The following is a 17,958-nucleotide window of genomic DNA, read 5'->3' on the forward strand; positions in this document are numbered from 1 at the left end:
TTCCTTTTTCGCATTTTCCGGAACCCCGTCATGAAGCTCGTCATTGGAGACAAGAACTACTCGTCGTGGTCGATGCGGCCGTGGCTGCTGCTCGCGCATTTCGGCATCCCGTTCGACGAGATCGTGGTCGAGCTGCGCCGCGACGACACGGCCGCGCGCATCCGCGAATATTCGCCGACCGGCAAGGTGCCGTGCCTCGTCGACGATCACGGCTTCGCGATCTGGGATTCGCTCGCGATCGCCGAGACGCTCGCCGAGCGCTATCCGCAATTCCCGATGTGGCCGGCCGACCCGCTCGCGCGCGCGCATGCGCGCTGCGTGTCCGCCGAGATGCATTCGGGCTTCATGGCGCTGCGCACGCAGATGGGCATGAGCATCCGCGCGTCGATGCCGGGGCGCGGCGCGACACCCGAGGCGCTTGCCGACGTCGCGCGCATCGACGCGCTGTGGAGCGAATGCATCGAGGCGTCGGGCGGGCCGTTCCTGTTCGGCGAATTCGGGATCGCCGACGCGATGTATGCGCCCGTCGTGATGCGCTTCAACACGTATGCGCCGGCCTTGTCGCCGGAGGCGGCCGGCTATGCGGCGCGCGTGACCGCGCTGCCGGCCGTGCAGCAGTGGATCGACGCTGCACGCCGTGAAACCAACGTGATCGCCGAATACGAACCCCAGCCATGAACATCTACGCAGTAGGCGGCGCGATCCGCGACGAATTGCTCGGCGTGCCGGTGCAGGACCGCGACTACGTGGTGGTCGGCGCGACGCCCGAGCAGATGACCGCGCAGGGCTTCCGGCCGGTCGGCAAGGATTTCCCGGTGTTCCTGCATCCGCAGACGCAGGAGGAGTACGCGCTGGCGCGCACCGAGCGCAAGACCGCAGCCGGCTATCACGGCTTCCAGTTCCACTACGCGCCGGACGTCACGCTCGACGAGGATCTCGCGCGGCGCGATCTGACGATCAACGCGATGGCGCGCGAGGTGAGCCCGGAAGGCACGCTGGTCGGCCCGGTGATCGATCCGTTCGACGGGCAGGCCGACCTGCGCGCGCGTGTGTTCCGGCACGTGAGCGACGCGTTCGTCGAGGATCCGGTGCGGATCCTGCGGATCGCGCGCTTTGCCGCGCGGTTCGCGGATTTCACGGTCGCGGACGAAACGCTCGCGCTGATGCGGCGGATGGTCGACGCGGGCGAGGTCGACGCGCTCGTCCCCGAACGCGTGTGGCAGGAAATCGCGCGCGGGCTGATGGAGGCGAAGCCGTCGCGGATGTTCGCGGTGCTGCGCGAGTGCGGCGCGCTCGCGCGCATCCTGCCCGAGGTCGATGCGCTGTGGGGCGTGCCGCAGCGCGCCGATTACCACCCGGAAGTCGATACCGGCGTGCACGTGATGATGGTGGTCGACTACGCGGCGAAGCAGGGCTATTCGCTGGCGGTGCGCTTCGCGGCGCTCACGCACGATCTCGGCAAGGGCACGACGCCCGCGGACGTGCTGCCGCGCCACGTCGGCCACGAAAGCCGCAGCGTCGAGCTGCTCAAGCCGCTGTGCGAGCGGCTGCGGGTGCCGAACGAATGCCGCGATCTCGCGCTGGTGGTCGCGCGCGAGCACGGCAACCTGCATCGCGTGATGGAAATGGGCGCGGCCGCGCTGGTGCGGCTGTTCGAGCGCAGCGACGCGCTGCGCAAGCCGGCGCGCTTCGCCGAGCTGCTGCAGGCCTGCGAATCGGATGCGCGCGGCCGGCTCGGACTCGATGCGCAGCCGTATCCGCAGGCCGAGCGGTTGCGCGTCGCGCTCGCGGCCGCGCGCAGCGTCGATGCCGGCGCGATCGCACGCGGCATCGGCAGCGACACGGAGAAGATCAAGGAAGCCGTGCATCGCGCGCGGATCCAGGCCGTCGCGCAGGCGCTCGCGATCGGCGAGTAGCCGGCAGGTAGCAGGCGCGGAACAGCGCGCGGCCAGCCGTTACGGTTTCTTCTTACGTGCCGGAGTCGCGGCCGCCGGGCGTTTGCCGGCGGCGGCGCGCGGCTTCGCCGCTCCCTTCTTTTCGGCTGAGCCGGCCCTGGGCGGCCGTGCCGCGGCGGCGTCGCGGTCATCCCGTTTGGACGCCGGTGCGCGCCGGCTCACGCGCGGCTCGCCGGGCTTCGACTGCCTGATTTCCGTCGTCGCGGACACGAATTCCGCACCACTGTCGTCGAACAGCGGCAGCGTGCTGACGGTGATCAGCTCGGCCGGCCCGTCGCCGACATTGGCCACGCGATGCCGCTTGCGCGCGTCGAAGTGCAGCGAGTCGCCGGGCGTCAGCGGGTAATTCTTCTTGCCGACCGTGTAGCAGATGCGGCCCGCCAGCACGTACACGAATTCGTCGCCGCCGTGCGCGACCCATTCCGACCGGTAGCCCTCCATCATCTGCACCTTCAGCGCATTGATCTGGCTGCCGTCGAACGTGGTGGACAGCCGCTCGTACCACTGCGACGCGGCGTCGAGCGCGTACGGCTTGCGGCTGCCCTCGTGCGAATCGGGCTGCGCCTGGCGCGGCTGCTCGATCAGCGTGCCGAGCGGCACGCCCAGCGCCTTCGCGACGTTGACGAGCGACGACAGCGAGATGCCCGTCAGATGGCGCTCGACCTGCGACAGGAACCCGACCGACAGGTTCGCTTCGGTCGCCACTTCCAGCAGCGTCTTCTTCGCTTCCCGGCGCAGGCGGCGAATGCGCTGGCCGATACGCATGAGGTCTGAATCCATGAATCTCTTTCGTGGCAACGAGTCGGGGTGCAGGCAGGGGCCGTGCGGCTGCCCGGGGCGGCGAGGCCGGCGCATTGTACCGCGCAGCGTCGCGGGGGCGAATCGGCGTTGTGCGGGGATCCGCATGCGGCACGCCGATTTTAGTCCTACGAAAATCTTGGCTTGACCTCGATTTCGACGTGCTCTAGATTCTGTCGCGCATCAAACAAAGTTAAGTGAGACAAAAATTTTACCGAAGGCCTGCCGGCCGCGCGTCGTGCCGCGCGTGACCTGCGCCGCAACGACGTGCCGTGCCCGGTGCGCGATGCCGCGCCACGCCGCCGGCCGCCGACAACAACGAATAACGGGCATCCGATGATCGATCGACTGAAATACAGCTTCTCCGGCCTTCCCCCGTACGACGCGTCCGTCGCCGACACGCAGGCCGGCCTGTCGCGCCTGCTCGATGCCGCGCGACTCGACGCGGTGGTGATCACGTCGCAGGACGAATACGTGACCGAATACCTGCCGCGCAGCAACAACCCGCGCTACGCGGTGTCCGGCTTCGACGGCTCGGCCGGCTGCGGGATCTTCCTGAGCGCGGCGACCGCGCAGGCGCTCGATCTGCCGCCGTTCGTGCTGTTCGTCGATGGCCGTTATCACTTCCAGGCCGACCAGCAGTGCGATCCGGCGCGCGTGCGCGTCGAGAAGCTCGGCATGAACGTGACGATCTGGCAGGCGATGGCCGACTGGTTGCTCGCGCACGCGAGCCGGCTCGCGCGGGTCGGCTACGACGCGCGGCGGATCAGCGTCGGGCAGCGCAACCGGCTGTTCGAGCAGACGCAGGCCGCGTCGCTTGACTGGACGAGCCTCGCCGATCGCGAGATCGACCGCGCGATCGCGCTGCCGGGCTGGAACGTCGAACGGCCGATCTTCGAGCTCCCGGCAGCGATGACGGGCCTGAGCGTCGCGCAGAACCTCGACGCGCTGAACCGGCGGCTCGCCGCGCATACCGGCGCGGCCGACGGCAAGACCGCGTTCTTCACCTGCGCGTCGGACGATCTCGCGTATCTGCTGAACAGCCGCGGCTATCACATCCCGAACGTGTCGTCGCACCTCGGCTTCCTGTTCGCGATCGGCGAGCAGGTGGTGCTGTTCTTGCCGGAAGGCTGCGACCGCTGCGAGGTCGCGCTCGATTCGTATCCGGCGCTGCAGGTGATCCGGCGCGACGTGGCGGCGCTCGAGCGCTTCCTCGCACGGTTCGCGGTCGAGCACGTGTGCTACGGCTTCGAATCGGTGAACTGCGCGCTCGTCGACGCGGTGAACCGGGTGTGGCCGCATGCGCGGCATGCCGATTTCAACCCGGTCGAGGCGCTGCGGGCGAGCAAGACGTCGGCCGTGCTCGACCGCTTCCGCGACGCGTTCGCGCGCAGCTCCGCGGCGATCGCCGAGACGATGCGCTGGGCGAAGAACGGCGAGCCGGGCGTGCGCCACACCGAGTACGACCTCGCGCGCACGATCAACGACGCGTACGGCGCCCGTTCGGCGGTCGCGCTGACGTTTCCGTCGATCGCGGCGAACGGCGCGAACAGCGCCTTCGCGCACTACACGGCGGCGAGCGCCGACGTCGAGCTGACCGAAGGCGAACTCGTGCTGCTGGACAGCGGCGCGTACTACGAAGCGGGCTTCGCGACGGACTGCACACGCGTCGTGCTGCGTCGTACGCGGCCGGACACGGTCGCGCAGCCGTGGCAGCGCGAGATCTACACGGTCGCGCTGAAGGCGTGCATCAAGGGGCTCGTCACGCGCTTTCCGGCCACCGCCACGGGCGGCGACGTCGATGCGCTGGTGCGGCAGGTGTGCCGCGACCATGGCTACGATTTCGGCCACGGCACCGGGCACGGCGTCGGGATTCACGTGCACGAGGGCGGCGTGCGGTTCGCGCCGGGCGCGACCTACGGGCTGGTGCCGAATGCGGTGATTTCGGTCGAGCCGGGCATCTACCTGCCGGGCAAGGGCGGCGTGCGGATCGAGAACATCGTGATCGTGCGGGCGGACGACGCGCAGCCGGACACCGTGACGTTCGAGAACATCGTGACGGTCGGCTACGACTGGGACCTGATCGATCTCGACCTGCTGGACGACGCCGAGCGCGCGTACCTGCGCGACTACGAGCGGCTGTGCGTGGCGCGCGGCACGCAGGTCACCGCGTGTCCGCTGTTGTAACGAAGGGAGAGGCGGGAGCGCGGCCGCCGGGCGGCCGCGCGGCGCGACGTCAGCGCGTGAGCGCCGACACGCGCCCGTCGGGGCCGTACACGCCGGCCGGCGCGGGCGCCGAGCGCAGCACCGCGAGCGCGCGCTCGTTATAGTCCATCCGGATCCGGATCAGCATTCCGTTGTTCGCGTTGGCCTGGCGCGCGCGTTCGGCGGCCTGTTGCAGCAGTTGCCAGCGGCTGGCGAGGCGCGCATCGCGCTCGGCCGCCTGGTCCATGCCTTTCTTGCCGGCCGGAAAGCCGAGCGCGCAAAGCTGCGTGTCGCGCGTGCGTTCGAGCTGCGCGAGCCGGTCGATCAATGCGCTTTTCTTCTCGACGATCCCGGGCAGCATCTCGAGCGGCTCGGCCGTCGTCAGCGCCTTTTCCTCGTAGACGAGCAGCGACGCGAACGCTTCGACCGTCGCGTGTTCGTCGTTGACCGTGGCCAGCAGCTCTTCTCTCATCGCGTCATGCTCGTCACGCCGGCGCGTGCAGTGCTGCGCACGCCGGCAAACCGGGTGACCCGGCCACGAGGCCGGGAGTTAGCTGCCCGGGCGCTGCTGCTGGAGCAGCTCGCGGGCGGTGTTCAATACGCCGTCGGCGATCTTGTTCGCGTCGATCGTCAGCGTGCCGTTGTTCAGCGCGTCCTTGATCGACTGGACCAGGCCCGTGTCGATATCGGCGTCGCCCGACGCGGATACCGAACGCAGCTGGCCGGACAGACCCGACAGGTTCACGGTCGTGTCGCCGCCGGTCGATCCGGCGTCGCCTGCCTGCGCGGACGACTGGGCCGTGCCGGACGGCGCACGGGCCGCGCCGTTGCCGGTCGGCGCGAGGGGGCTCGGTTTCGGAGTGGAATCGATCTTCACGATGGGTTTCCTGTACGGTTTGACCCAGATAACGGCCGGGTCGGCCCGAACTTTAGCATCGCGAGCCCGAAATGCTCCGAATAAACAATTCTTTACATTCTTGCGGCAGATCCGTCCCTACAGCGGAATTTCCACGGTGCCGGCGTCCTTGACGATCGCCGTGACGATCTGCCCGGCCGCCATCCGTACCCGCACCGACTGGCCGGGCGCCGCATTCGCGAGCACGCTGCCTTCGGCCGAAATCGTGAAGCCGGGGCCGGCCGCGACGACCCGCACCGTCTGGCCGGCCGACACCGACGCCGCGCTCTTCAGCATGTCCTGCCGCAGCGGCAGCCCGGCCGAGATGCGCGCAAGCGCGGTTGCGCCGATCGCCTGCGCCGGATCGGTGATCACCGCCAGCGGCAGCACCGTCAGGTCGCCGTCGCGCGCGACCAGGTCGGCCGCGGAGAGCGGCTCGCCGGGCGCGATCTGGCGCGCGGCGACGTAATAGGTGGCCTGCACGGCGACCTTCGCCTGCAGGTAGACGGTCCACGGCCGCTCGCCCGCGCAGCGCACGCCGACCGTCGTGCGGCCCCACAGGCGCGCGCCGGTCGGCAAAAACGGTTCGAGCGTCGTGCACGCGGCGAGCCCGCGCGGAAAGGCGGTCGTGACGGTCGCGGTGGTCTTGCCGGGCAGGCCGGCGATCTGCTGCTGCAGGAACGCGAGCGCCGCGCGCCGGATCGTTTCGGGATCTTGCTGGCCGGGCGCCGTCGCGGGCCGGGCGGCAGGGGCGGCCGGAGCCGGATTGCCGGAAGCGGCCGCCGTGCGCGGCGCCACCGCTGATGCCGCACGGGCTGCCGCGAGGCGGGCGGCGGCGGCCGTTTGCGGCGCCGGCCGCGCGGGATTCGATGCAGGCTCGGCCGTGCTGGCGACGACCGTCGCGATCGCGGAAGGATCGACTGTGCGCGACGGCGCACCGTAACCGGCGTTCGGGCGGGCGGCTGCGTAGACGGGGGCCGCCGCAGCGGCCGGCGGCGGGAGGCTCGTCACGACCATCTGGCCGGCCGGTTGCGCCGCGTAGCCGGCGCCGGTCGAGGCGCTCGCCCCGCCGGCCGCGCGCTGCGCACCCGGAACCGAAGCGGCGCCCGCATTCCCGTCGAACTGCCCGCCGCTCGCCGCATTGGCATGCGCGAGCGCGGTTTCTGCCGTTTCGCCGCGCCCGGGAATCACGATCATCCCGTCGTCGGCGTGGGCGGCAGGCGCGGCGATCCACAGCGCCGCGGCGAGCGCGAACGCACGCCGGACGTGCGCGAGCCGCCCGTTCCTGTCGCGAAGTGCGCCGCCACTCATCGCCATGCCTCCGATCCGTTGATCCGCTTCGCATTCTAGGGAGCGGGGGCGTCGCGCAAACGATGAATAGAGGGGGCCTTTGCCGCGTTATTCGCCCGATTGCCGGTTGCGTCCCGCGCCTACCATCGCTGTCATGGAAAAAAGCCTCTCGCGTCGCCATCCGGCGCGAGGGGCGTGCAGCGCTTCATACGGAGAGACGCACACATGCTGGACAAACTCGATGCGGAATTCGCGTTCGGCCGACAGGCGCTCGACGTGCGCGCCTATCGGCAGGAACTGCTGTCGTCGAACATCGCGAACGCCGACACGCCCGGCTATCAGGCCCGCGACGTCGATTTCGCGTCGACGCTCGCGCGCTCGCTGAAGCAGACGAGCGGCGGCCTGGCGCCGAGCAACGCCGCGCAACTGCCGATGACGCAGCCGGCCGGCGTGACGAGCGGCATGTCGATGGTGTCGACGGCGCCCGGGCACATGGCCGGCACCGCGAAGCTGATCCCGACCGGCGGCCCGGCGGACGACTACGGCCGTGCGCAATACCGGATGCCGCTGCAGCCGTCGCTCGACGGCAACACGGTCGATCTCGACGTCGAGCGCGTGCAGTTCGCGAACAACGCGCTGCACTACGAGACCGGGATGACCGTGATGACCCAGCAGATCAAGGCGATGATCGCCGCGATCACGACCAACTCGTAAGCGCCGCTTCCGAACCTCGCCCAGCACAAGGAGCTTCCATGCCTTCGTTGATGAACATCTTCGGCGTCGCCGGTTCGGCGCTGTCCGCCCAATCGCAGCGCCTGAACGTCACCGCGTCGAACCTCGCGAACGCCGACAGCGCGACCGGCCCCGACGGCAAGCCGTACAAGGCCAAGCAGGTAGTGTTCGCGACCGACCCGATGGGCGGCGCGCGCACCGCGTCCGGCCAGGGCGTGGGCGGCGTGCGGGTGACCAAGGTGATGGACGACCCGTCGCCGATGAAATCGACCTACGACCCGGCGAACCCGGCCGCCGACGCGAACGGCTACGTGCAGATGCCGAACGTCGATCCGGTGCAGGAGATGGTGAACATGATCTCGGCGTCGCGTTCGTACCAGGCCAACGTCGAGACGCTGAACACCGCGAAGACGCTGATGCTCAAGACGCTGACGATCGGCTCGTAAGCCGCGCGCCGCCCGACCTTACCGACCCGACAGTTCCGACAGAAGGCCACCCAGGATGACTTCCTCCAACACGACGATCGGCAGCAACGGCACCAACGTGTCGACGCTGCCGACCGACACGATGAACACCAACAACGTGTCGTCGACCAACGGCACGTCGGCGAGCGACCTGCAGGCGACGTTCCTGAAGCTGCTCGTCACGCAGTTGCAGAACCAGGATCCGACCAGCCCGGTCGACAGCTCGCAGATGACGTCGCAGCTCGCGCAGATCAACACGGTGAGCGGCATCGCGCAGTTGAACACGTCGCTCACGTCGCTGTCGACGCAGCTCGCGGCCGGCCAGCAGACGCAGGCCGCGCTGCTGATCGGCACCAACGTGCTCGCGCCGGGCAACGGCGTCGCGGTGAAGGGCGGCGCGGCGTCGCCGTTCGGCGTGTCGCTCGCGAATTCGGTGTCGAACCTGACGATCACCGTGAAGAACTCGGCGGGCGCCGTCGTGAACACGATCAACGCGGGCGCGCAGTCGGCCGGCACCGTGCCGTTCAACTGGACGCCGACCGACGCGGCCGGCAACGCGCTGCCGGACGGCACGTACACGGTCAGCGCGTCGTACACCAACAGCGCCGGCACGCCGCAGGCGGCCACGACGCTCGCGGCCGCGACGGTGCAGAGCGTGGTCAAGCAGGCGGACGGCACCGCGGGGCTCGTGCTGTCGAACGGCACGACGGTGGGGCTCACCCAGGTTGCGTCGATCTTCCCGAACACCAAGTCGTCCACGTCCGGCGACACCACTACCAACTGATCGAGCTTTCTCGTAACGGAGACCGAAATGGGTTATCAACAGGGTCTGAGCGGCCTCGCCGGCGCATCGAACGCGCTCGACGTGATCGGCAACAACATCGCGAACGCGAACACGGTCGGCTTCAAGTCGAGCACCGCGCAATTCGCCGACATGTACGCGAACTCGGTCGCGACGTCGGTCAACACGCAGATCGGCATCGGCACGTCGCTGAACTCGGTGCAGCAGCAGTTCGGCCAGGGCACGATCAATACGACGAACTCGTCGCTCGACGTCGCGATCAACGGCAACGGCTTCTTCCAGATGTCGAACAACGGCGTGACGACGTACTCGCGCGACGGCACGTTCCAGCGCGACAAGAACGGCTTCATCGTCGACTCGCAGGGCCGTAACCTGATGGGCTACGCGGCCAACGCGGGCGGCGTGATCAATACCGCGCAGACCGTGCCGCTGCAGGCGCCGACCACCAACATCGCGCCGACCGCGACGACCAAGATCACCGGCCAGTTCAACCTGAACTCGCAGGACACGGTGCCGACCAAGACGCCGTTCAGCGCGACCGACAACACGACGTACAACTACACGACGTCGATCCAGGTGTACGACTCGCTCGGCGGCTCGCAGGCGGTCAACATGTACTTCGTGAAGTCGGCGGCCGGCACGTGGGAAGCGTACGCGGGCGTGCAGGGCGGCGCGACGACCGATCTCGGCACGATCACGTTCGATACGTCCGGCGCGATCCAGAGCACGACGACCGGCACGCCGGCCACGCCGACCGCGTCGCTCGGCCAGTTCCAGTTCACCGTGCCGAACACCGACGGCTCGGCGACGCCGCAGAAACTCACGCTCGACCTGACCGGCACGACGCAGTACGGCGGCAAGGACGGCGTGAACAACCTCGCGCAGGACGGCTACGCGAGCGGCACGCTGACGACCTACTCGATCGGCGCCGACGGCAAGCTGACCGGCAACTACTCGAACGGCCAGACCGCCGTGCTCGGCCTGATCGCGCTCGCGAACTTCAACAACCCGAACGGGCTGGTGAACCTCGGCGGCAACCAGTATGCGGAATCCGCCGCGTCGGGCGTGCCGCAGGTCTCCGCGCCGGGCAGCACGAACCACGGCACGCTGCAGGGCAGCGCGCTCGAGAACTCGAACGTCGACCTCACGTCGCAGCTCGTCAACCTGATCACCGCGCAGCGCAACTACCAGGCGAACGCGCAGACGATCAAGACGCAGCAGACCGTCGACCAGACGCTCATCAACCTGTAAGCGCGGATAACCGGCAGCCATGGACCGACTGATCTATACGGCGATGACGGGCGCGTCGCAGTCGCTCGACCAGCAGGCGGTGGTCGCGAACAACCTCGCGAACGCATCGACGACGGGCTTTCGCGCGCAACTCGCGACGTATCGCGCGGTGCCGATGAATTTCGGCGACGGCAGCAAGATCGATCCGACGACGACGCGCACCTACGTGCTGTCGTCGACGCCCGGCGCCGACTACGCGCCGGGTCCGATCACGCGCACCGGCAATCCGCTCGACGTCGCCGTGCAGGGCCCGGGCTGGCTGTCGGTGCAGACGGCCGACGGCAGCGAGGCGTACACGCGCGCCGGCAACCTGCATGTCGACGAGAATGGCCAGCTCGTCAACGCGAGCAACCTGCCGGTGATCGGCAACGGCGGCCCGATCTCGGTGCCGCCGAACGCGGAAGTGACGATCGGCAAGGACGGCACGGTGTCCGCGCTGATGCCGGGCGACCCGCCGACGGCCGTCGCGATCGTCGACCAGATGAAGCTCGTCAATCCCGATCCGGCCACGCTCACGCGCGGCAACGACGGGCTGTTCCGCACCGCCGACGGCAATCCGGCCGACGTCGACCCGAACGTGGTCGTCACGCCGAATTCTCTCGAAGGCAGCAACGTGAACCCGGTGACTGCGATGGTCGCGATGATCGACAACGCGCGGGCGTTCCAGCTGCAGTCGAAGCTGATCCAGACGGCCGACCAGAACGAGCAGACGGCGAACCAGTTGCTCAATTTCAGCTGAGCGCCCGCGCCAGCCTAAGCAGGAGACCAGACAAGTGAATCGTTCGCTCTACATCGCCGCCACCGGCATGAATGCGCAGCAGGCGCAGATGGACGTGATTTCGAACAACCTCGCGAACACCAGCACGAACGGCTTCAAGGCGTCGCGCGCGGTGTTCGAGGATCTGCTGTACCAGACCATCCGCCAGCCCGGCGCGAACTCGACGCAGCAGACCGAGCTGCCGTCGGGCCTGCAGCTCGGCACCGGCGTGCAGCAGGTCGCGACCGAGCGCCTGTACACGCAGGGCGGCCTCACGCAGACCGGCAACTCGAAGGACGTCGCGATCAACGGCGCGGGCTTCTTCCAGGTGCTGATGCCGGACGGCACCAACGCGTACACGCGCGACGGCTCGTTCCAGACCAACGCGCAGGGCCAGCTCGTCACGTCGAGCGGCTACCAGGTGCTGCCGGCGATCACCGTGCCGCAGAACGCGCAGTCGCTGACGATCGGCAAGGACGGCGTCGTGTCGGTCACGCAGCCGGGCTCGAGCAACGCGGTCCAGATCGGTTCGCTGCAGATCGCGACCTTCATCAACCCGGCCGGCCTCGAGGCGAAGGGCGAGAACCTGTTCGCGGAAACGACGTCGTCGGGCGCGCCGAACGTGTCGCAGCCGGGGCTGAACGGCGCGGGCGTGCTCAACCAGGGCTACGTCGAGGCGTCGAACGTGAACGTCGTGCAGGAACTCGTCAACATGATCCAGACGCAGCGTGCCTACGAGATCAACAGCAAGGCCGTGACGACGTCCGACCAGATGCTGCAGACCGTCACGCAGATGAAGAGCTAACCGGAAGTCCCGCCGTCGCCATGAAGCAGGTTCGCCTCCCCTCGTCAGCCACCGTCCGCGCCGCGTGCGCGGTCGCGGTGGCGGCGCTCGCCGGTTGCGCGCAGATCCCGCGCGATCCGATCATCCAGCAGCCGATGACGGCGCAGCCGCCGATGCCGATGTCGATGCAGGCGCCCGGCTCGATCTACAACCCCGGCTTCGCGGGGCGGCCGCTGTTCGAGGATCAGCGGCCGCGCAACATCGGCGACATCCTGACGATCATGATCGCGGAGAACATCAACGCGACCAAGTCGTCCGGCGCGAACACCAACCGGCAGGGCAACACCGACTTCAACGTGCCGACCGCCGGCTTCCTCGGCGGGCTGTTCGCGAAGGCGAACCTGTCGGCGACCGGTGCGAACAAGTTCGCGGCGACCGGCGGCGCGAGCGCGGCGAACACGTTCAACGGCACGATCACGGTGACCGTCACCAACGTGCTGCCGAACGGCAACCTCGTGGTCAGCGGCGAGAAGCAGATGCTGATCAACCAGGGCAACGAATTCGTGCGTTTCTCGGGGGTCGTCAACCCGAACACGATCTCGGGCGCGAACTCCGTCTACTCGACGCAGGTCGCCGACGCGAAGATCGAATACTCGTCGAAGGGCTACATCAACGAAGCCGAGACGATGGGCTGGCTGCAGCGCTTCTTCCTCAACATCGCGCCGTGGTGATGACGATGCAGACGACCCTGTTCCACCGCCTGTCGGCCCGCGCGCATGCGGCCGCGCGGCTCGCCGTCGCGTTCGCGGCCGTGGCGGCCGCCTGCGTGCTCGGTGCCGCGCCCGCGCACGCGGAACGCCTGAAGGATCTCGCGCAGATCCAGGGCGTGCGCGACAACCCGCTGATCGGCTATGGCCTCGTCGTCGGCCTCGACGGCACGGGCGACCAGACGATGCAGACGCCGTTCACGACGCAGACGCTCGCGAACATGCTCGCGAACCTCGGCATCTCGATCAACAACGGTTCGGCCAACGGCGGCCCGTCGTCGCTGAACAACATGCAGCTGAAGAACGTCGCGGCCGTGATGGTGACGGCTACGCTGCCGCCGTTCGCCCGGCCCGGCGAGGCGCTCGACGTGACCGTATCGTCGCTCGGCAACGCGAAGAGCCTGCGCGGCGGCACGCTGCTGCTCACGCCGCTGAAGGGCGCGGACGGGCAGGTGTACGCGCTCGCGCAGGGCAACATGGCGGTCGGCGGCGCGGGCGCCAGCGCGAACGGCAGCCGCGTGCAGGTGAACCAGCTCGCGGCCGGCCGGATCGTCGGCGGCGCGATCGTCGAGCGCGCGGTGCCGAACGCGATCGCGCAGATGAACGGCGTGCTGCAGCTGCAACTGAACGACATGGACTACGGCACCGCGCAACGCATCGTGTCCGCGGTCAACTCGAGCTTCGGCCCGGGCACCGCGACGGCGCTCGACGGCCGCACGATCCAGCTCGCGGCGCCGGCCGATTCGGCGCAGCAGGTCGCGTTCATGGCGCGGCTGCAGAACCTCGACGTGAGCCCGGACAAGGCCGCGGCGAAGGTGATCCTGAACGCGCGCACCGGCTCGATCGTGATGAACCAGATGGTCACGCTGCAGAGCTGCGCGGTCGCGCACGGCAACCTGTCGGTCGTCGTCAACACGCAGCCGGTGGTGTCGCAGCCAGGGCCGTTCTCGAACGGGCAGACGGTGGTCGCGCAGCAGTCGCAGATCCAGCTGAAGCAGGACAACGGTGCATTGAAGATGGTGACGGCCGGCGCGAATCTCGCCGACGTCGTGAAGGCGCTGAACACGCTCGGCGCGACGCCCGCGGACCTGATGTCGATCCTGCAGGCGATGAAGGCGGCGGGCGCGCTGCGTGCGGATCTGGAGATCATCTAAATGGCGGCGAACCTTCCGAACGCAAACGACCTGACGCAGCGCTTCGCGCTCGACGTGCAGGGTTTCGATGCGCTGCGCGCGCAGGCGAAGCAGTCGCCGCAGGCCGGCGCGAAGGCGGTGGCCGGCCAGTTCGACGCGATGTTCACGCAGATGATGCTCAAGAGCATGCGCGACGCGTCGCCGGACGGCGGGCTGTTCGATTCGCATACGTCGAAGATGTACACGTCGATGCTCGACCAGCAGCTCGCGCAGCAGATGTCGACGCGCGGGATCGGCGTCGCCGACGCGCTGATGAAGCAGTTGCTGCGCAACGCGGGCGTCGGCGCGGGCAGCGACACGGCGGCCGACATCGGCGCGGGCGGCATCGGCGGCCTCGGCACGGCCGGCAACGAAGGCAGCCTCGCCGCGATGAACGCGATGGCGAAGGCCTATGCGAACGCGGCGAACAACGGCGCGCTCGCCGGCGCGCGCGGCTACTCGGCCGGCAGCGCGCTGACGCCGCCGCTGAAGGGCGCGAGCGGCGTGCAGGACGCGGACGCGTTCGTCGACCGGCTCGCGGGCCCCGCGCAGGCGGCCAGTGCGACGACCGGCATCCCGGCGCGGTTCATCGTCGGCCAGGCCGCGCTCGAATCCGGCTGGGGCAAGCGCGAGATCCGCGCGGCGGACGGCTCGACCAGCTACAACGTGTTCGGCATCAAGGCGAACAAGGGCTGGACCGGGCGCACCGTGTCGGCGCTGACCACCGAATACGTGAACGGCACGCCGCGCCGCGTGGTCGCGAAATTCCGCGCGTACGACTCGTACGAGCACGCGATGACCGACTACGCGAACCTGCTGAAGAACAATCCGCGCTATGCGGGCGTGCTGAGCGCGAGCCGCAGCGTCGAAGGCTTCGCGCACGGCATGCAGAAGGCCGGCTACGCAACCGACCCGAATTACGCGAAGAAGCTGATCTCGATCATGCAGCAGATCGGCTGACGGGCCCGCCCGCCACCGATTTGTCCCCCTTCGGACCGCGCCCGGCACCCCGCCGCGCGCGGTTTCAACGTTGGCGCGAAAAAAATCGCCGTTTCGATCTAAACTTTCGGTCAGCACTGCCGCTAAGTGTGAGAGACCTGCGACCGGGCCCCCGTTCTGGCCCGGTTTTATTGCGCACCGGTTGCCCCGGGCGCCCATGACAAGAAAGACCGGCTAGCCATGAATATCGAAACGTCGACGGACCCCAGCCTGGATGCAGGCCACTCCGGGCCCGACTATGCCCGCCGCAATCCGCTGGAAATCGGCGTGCAGCTGCGCAACCTGGTGAATCGCGGCGATTTCCTGACCGTCCAGTATCCGGGCGGCCAGCTCGTCACGCGCCTGCTCGAGGTCGACGTCGGCGCGCGGACGTTCACGTTCGACTGGGGCGCGCTGTCCGAGCAGAACGCCGGCATCCTCGGCGCGTCGCACTGCACGTTCGCGGCCTCGCCGGAGGGCGTGCGCGTCGAATTCACCACGGGCACGCCGCGCGAGACGCGCTACGAGGGGCTGCCCGCGTTCGTCGCCGATTTCCCCGACGTGCTGGTCTGCATCCAGCGCCGCGAATATTTCCGCGTCGACGCGCCGATCGTCGATCCGTTCCTGTGCCGCGGCAAGCTGCCGGACGGCGAAAGCTTCCTGTTCGAGGTGCACAACCTGTCGCTCGGCGGCGTGGGGCTGCGCACGGCCGACGAGCGCGTCGAGGCGCTCGAGGTCGGCACGCTGCTGCCGGACGTCGAACTCGAGCTGACCGGCCACGGCAAGCTGTCGCTCGACCTGCAACTGGTGTCGCAGCGTTCGACCCAGATGCCGAACGGGTCGCGGCGCTACCAGCTCGGCTTTCGCTACATGTCGCTGCCGGGCAGTGCGGAGAACACGCTGCAGCGGCTGATCACGCAGCTCGAAATGAAGCGCCGCTCGCTCGCGCGGGCCTGACGCGCACCTGGCGGGGCCGCCCGCGCGGCAACGCCGGCGCCCCCGCCGGCCGCTTCGACCGGCGACGCACGCCCGTGCGTCGCACGTGCATTTTTTCCTCAATTTTTTCGATCCGCGGCCGTTATACCGGGAGTCACGCAACCCGGCGGCCGCAGTGCGGCCGGCTCATCAGGATCGCGCATGTCCAACACACTCATGAACCTCGGCGTCAGCGGCCTGAATGCCGCGCTCTGGGGCCTCACGACGACCGGCCAGAACATCAGCAACGCCGCGACGCCGGGCTATTCGGTCGAACGCCCCGTCTATGCGGAGGCAAGCGGGCAGTACACCAGCAGCGGCTACATGCCCCAGGGCGTGAACACCGTCACCGTGCAGCGGCAGTACAGCCAGTACCTGAGCGACCAGCTGAACGGCGCGCAGACGCAGGGCGGCGCGCTCTCGACGTGGTACTCGCTCGTCACGCAGCTGAACAACTACATCGGCAGCCCGACGGCCGGCATCTCGACCGCGATCACGAGCTACTTCACCGGGATGCAGAACGTCGCGAACAGCGCGTCCGATTCGTCGGTGCGGCAGACCGCGATGAGCAATGCGCAGACGCTCGCGAACCAGATCACGGCGGCCGGCCAGCAGTACGACGCGCTGCGCCAGAGCGTGAACACGCAGCTCACGAGCACCGTCACGCAGATCAATGCGTACACCGCGCAGATCGCGCAACTGAACCAGCAGATCGCCGCGGCGAGCAGCCAGGGCCAGCCGCCGAACCAGCTGATGGACCAGCGCGACCTCGCGGTGTCGAACCTGTCGAATCTCGCGGGCGTGCAGGTCGTGCGCAACAGCGACGGCTACAGCGTGTTCATGTCGGGCGGCACGCCGCTCGTCGTCGCGGACAAGAGCTACCAGCTCGCGACCGTCACGTCGCCGTCCGATCCGAGCGAGCTGACCGTCGTGTCGCAGGGCATCGCCGGCGCGAACCCGCAGGGGCCGAACCAGTTCCTGTCCGACGCGTCGCTGTCGGGCGGCACGCTCGGCGGCCTGCTCGCGTTCCGCAGCCAGACGCTCGACCCGGCCCAGGCCCAGCTCGGCGCGATCGCGACCAGCTTCGCCGCGCAGGTCAACGCGCAGAACGCGCTCGGCATCGACCTGTCGGGCAAGATCGGCGGCAACCTGTTTTCGACCGGCGCGCCGATCACCTACGCGAACCAGGGCAATACCGGCAACGCGACGCTGTCCGTGTCGTTCGCGAACGCCGCGCAGCCGACCACCAGCGATTACACGCTCGCGTACGACGGCACGAATTACACGCTGACCGACCGTGCGACCGGCACGGTGGTGGGGACGTCGACGTCGATGCCGGCCTCGATCGGCGGGCTGAACTTCTCGTTCTCGTCCGGCTCGATGAGCGCCGGCGACAAGTTCACCGTGCAGCCGACGCGCGGCGCGCTGAACGGCTTCGGCCTCGCGACGTCGAACGGCTCCGCGATCGCGGCAGCCGCGCCGTACGTGCCGTCGGCCACGACGACCAACACCGGCAACGGCACGATCGGCGGGCTGTCCGTCACGAGCGCGACGGCCGCGGCCAACGCGCACAACTACACGATCACGATGGGCGGCACCGCGGCCGCGCCGACCTACACGGTCACCGACAACACGGCCGTGCCGCCGACGACCAGCGCCGCGCAGCCGTACCAGTCGGGCTCGCCGATCACGCTGACGGCGGGTGTCACGGTGACGGTGTCGGGCACGCCGGCGGCCGGCGACACGTTCAAGGTCGCGCCGAACACGGGCGGCACGAACGACGGCAGCAACGCGCTCGCGCTGTCGAAGCTCGTCAACTCGAAGGCGTTCGGCAACGGCTCGACCACGCTGACGGGCGCGTACGCGAACTACGTGAACGGCATCGGCAACACGGCGAGCCAGCTGAAGTCGTCGAGCGCCGCGCAGACCGCGCTGGTCGGCCAGATCACGCAGGCGCAGCAGTCGGTGTCGGGCGTGAACCAGAACGAGGAAGCGGCCAACCTGATGCAGTACCAGCAGCTCTACCAGGCGAACGCGAAGGTGATCCAGACCGCGTCGACGCTGTTCCAGACCGTGCTGGGCCTGTTCAACTGA

18 protein-coding genes are annotated in these 17,958 nt (G+C 68.8%); 14 read left to right on the top strand and 4 right to left on the bottom strand.

All coding sequences use genetic code 11. The annotated features are described in order from the left end of the window. Positions 1-30: 30 nt before the first annotated feature. Together H0X91_RS07100 and H0X91_RS07105 are read left to right on the top strand one after the other, a co-directional pair. Entirely contained in the window at positions 31-678 is a 648-nt protein-coding gene (locus H0X91_RS07100; RefSeq protein WP_006483174.1) for a glutathione S-transferase family protein, read from the top strand. Then, complete coding sequence (locus tag H0X91_RS07105) at positions 675-1,916, top strand: multifunctional CCA addition/repair protein (RefSeq protein ID WP_034201249.1); 1,242 nt, start codon at positions 675-677, stop codon at positions 1,914-1,916. Before H0X91_RS07100 ends, H0X91_RS07105 begins: the two co-directional genes overlap by 4 nt. A 39-nt stretch (positions 1,917-1,955) precedes the next feature. On the opposite strand, the gene H0X91_RS07110 is transcribed toward H0X91_RS07105, so the two are convergent. Beyond that, the gene (locus H0X91_RS07110) at positions 1,956-2,735 is read right to left on the bottom strand and encodes a helix-turn-helix domain-containing protein (RefSeq protein ID WP_034201250.1); all 780 of its coding nucleotides are present in this window, start codon (positions 2,733-2,735) and stop codon (positions 1,956-1,958) included. Positions 2,736-3,089: 354 nt separating this feature from the next. On the opposite strand from H0X91_RS07110, the gene H0X91_RS07115 reads away from it, so the two are divergent. Beyond that, positions 3,090-4,940 (top strand): M24 family metallopeptidase, encoded by a 1,851-nt coding sequence (locus tag H0X91_RS07115; protein ID WP_077189596.1) that lies wholly within the window; start codon positions 3,090-3,092, stop codon positions 4,938-4,940. A 49-nt stretch (positions 4,941-4,989) separates the two neighbouring features. Here the strand turns inward: H0X91_RS07115 and H0X91_RS07120 are convergent, their stop codons facing one another. From H0X91_RS07120 to flgA, 3 genes are all read right to left on the bottom strand, one after another. Next, positions 4,990-5,430, bottom strand: coding sequence for a flagella synthesis protein FlgN (locus H0X91_RS07120; RefSeq protein ID WP_006495508.1), 441 nt, complete (start codon positions 5,428-5,430; stop codon positions 4,990-4,992). Positions 5,431-5,508: 78 nt separating this feature from the next. Then, a complete protein-coding gene (gene flgM / locus H0X91_RS07125; RefSeq protein ID WP_006495507.1) occupies positions 5,509-5,835 on the bottom strand; it encodes a flagellar biosynthesis anti-sigma factor FlgM in 327 nt (108 codons plus the stop codon). Between the two features lie 117 nt (positions 5,836-5,952). Beyond that, entirely contained in the window at positions 5,953-7,164 is a 1,212-nt protein-coding gene (flgA, locus tag H0X91_RS07130; protein ID WP_196432926.1) for a flagellar basal body P-ring formation chaperone FlgA, read from the bottom strand. A 204-nt stretch (positions 7,165-7,368) separates the two neighbouring features. On the opposite strand from flgA, the gene flgB reads away from it, so the two are divergent. The 11 genes from flgB (at position 7,369) to flgK (ending at position 17,958) form a co-directional block, all read left to right on the top strand. Further along, entirely contained in the window at positions 7,369-7,857 is a 489-nt protein-coding gene (gene flgB / locus H0X91_RS07135; RefSeq protein WP_006485705.1) for a flagellar basal body rod protein FlgB, read from the top strand. A 38-nt stretch (positions 7,858-7,895) separates the two neighbouring features. Continuing rightward, positions 7,896-8,321 (top strand): flagellar basal body rod protein FlgC, encoded by a 426-nt coding sequence (gene flgC / locus H0X91_RS07140; RefSeq protein ID WP_006485701.1) that lies wholly within the window; start codon positions 7,896-7,898, stop codon positions 8,319-8,321. A 55-nt stretch (positions 8,322-8,376) separates the two neighbouring features. Further along, positions 8,377-9,123, top strand: a complete 747-nt coding sequence (locus tag H0X91_RS07145) for a flagellar hook assembly protein FlgD (RefSeq protein WP_006495505.1) — start codon at positions 8,377-8,379, stop codon at positions 9,121-9,123. A 27-nt stretch (positions 9,124-9,150) separates the two neighbouring features. Continuing rightward, positions 9,151-10,392: a flagellar hook protein FlgE gene (gene flgE / locus H0X91_RS07150; RefSeq protein WP_006485700.1), complete on the top strand. Its 1,242-nt coding sequence runs from the start codon at positions 9,151-9,153 to the stop codon at positions 10,390-10,392. 19 nt (positions 10,393-10,411) lie between these two features. Beyond that, positions 10,412-11,170, top strand: a complete 759-nt coding sequence (gene flgF / locus H0X91_RS07155) for a flagellar basal-body rod protein FlgF (protein WP_006485699.1) — start codon at positions 10,412-10,414, stop codon at positions 11,168-11,170. 34 nt (positions 11,171-11,204) lie between these two features. Continuing rightward, positions 11,205-11,993 (top strand): flagellar basal-body rod protein FlgG, encoded by a 789-nt coding sequence (flgG, locus tag H0X91_RS07160; protein WP_006485706.1) that lies wholly within the window; start codon positions 11,205-11,207, stop codon positions 11,991-11,993. 20 nt (positions 11,994-12,013) lie between these two features. Beyond that, positions 12,014-12,703, top strand: a complete 690-nt coding sequence (gene flgH / locus H0X91_RS07165; RefSeq protein WP_006495504.1) for a flagellar basal body L-ring protein FlgH — start codon at positions 12,014-12,016, stop codon at positions 12,701-12,703. A gap of 5 nt (positions 12,704-12,708) precedes the next feature. Continuing rightward, complete coding sequence (locus tag H0X91_RS07170; protein ID WP_034195648.1) at positions 12,709-13,893, top strand: flagellar basal body P-ring protein FlgI; 1,185 nt, start codon at positions 12,709-12,711, stop codon at positions 13,891-13,893. Beyond that, complete coding sequence (gene flgJ / locus H0X91_RS07175) at positions 13,894-14,871, top strand: flagellar assembly peptidoglycan hydrolase FlgJ (protein ID WP_006493513.1); 978 nt, start codon at positions 13,894-13,896, stop codon at positions 14,869-14,871. Between the two features lie 219 nt (positions 14,872-15,090). Continuing rightward, positions 15,091-15,846 (top strand): flagellar brake protein, encoded by a 756-nt coding sequence (locus H0X91_RS07180; RefSeq protein WP_006477567.1) that lies wholly within the window; start codon positions 15,091-15,093, stop codon positions 15,844-15,846. A gap of 180 nt (positions 15,847-16,026) precedes the next feature. Further along, on the top strand, positions 16,027-17,958 hold the full coding sequence (gene flgK, locus H0X91_RS07185) for a flagellar hook-associated protein FlgK (protein WP_006493512.1): 1,932 nt from the start codon (positions 16,027-16,029) through the stop codon (positions 17,956-17,958).

The sequence above is a fragment of the Burkholderia sp. 9777_1386 genome, assembly GCF_015712265.1.
Taxonomy (GTDB): domain Bacteria; phylum Pseudomonadota; class Gammaproteobacteria; order Burkholderiales; family Burkholderiaceae; genus Burkholderia; species Burkholderia cenocepacia.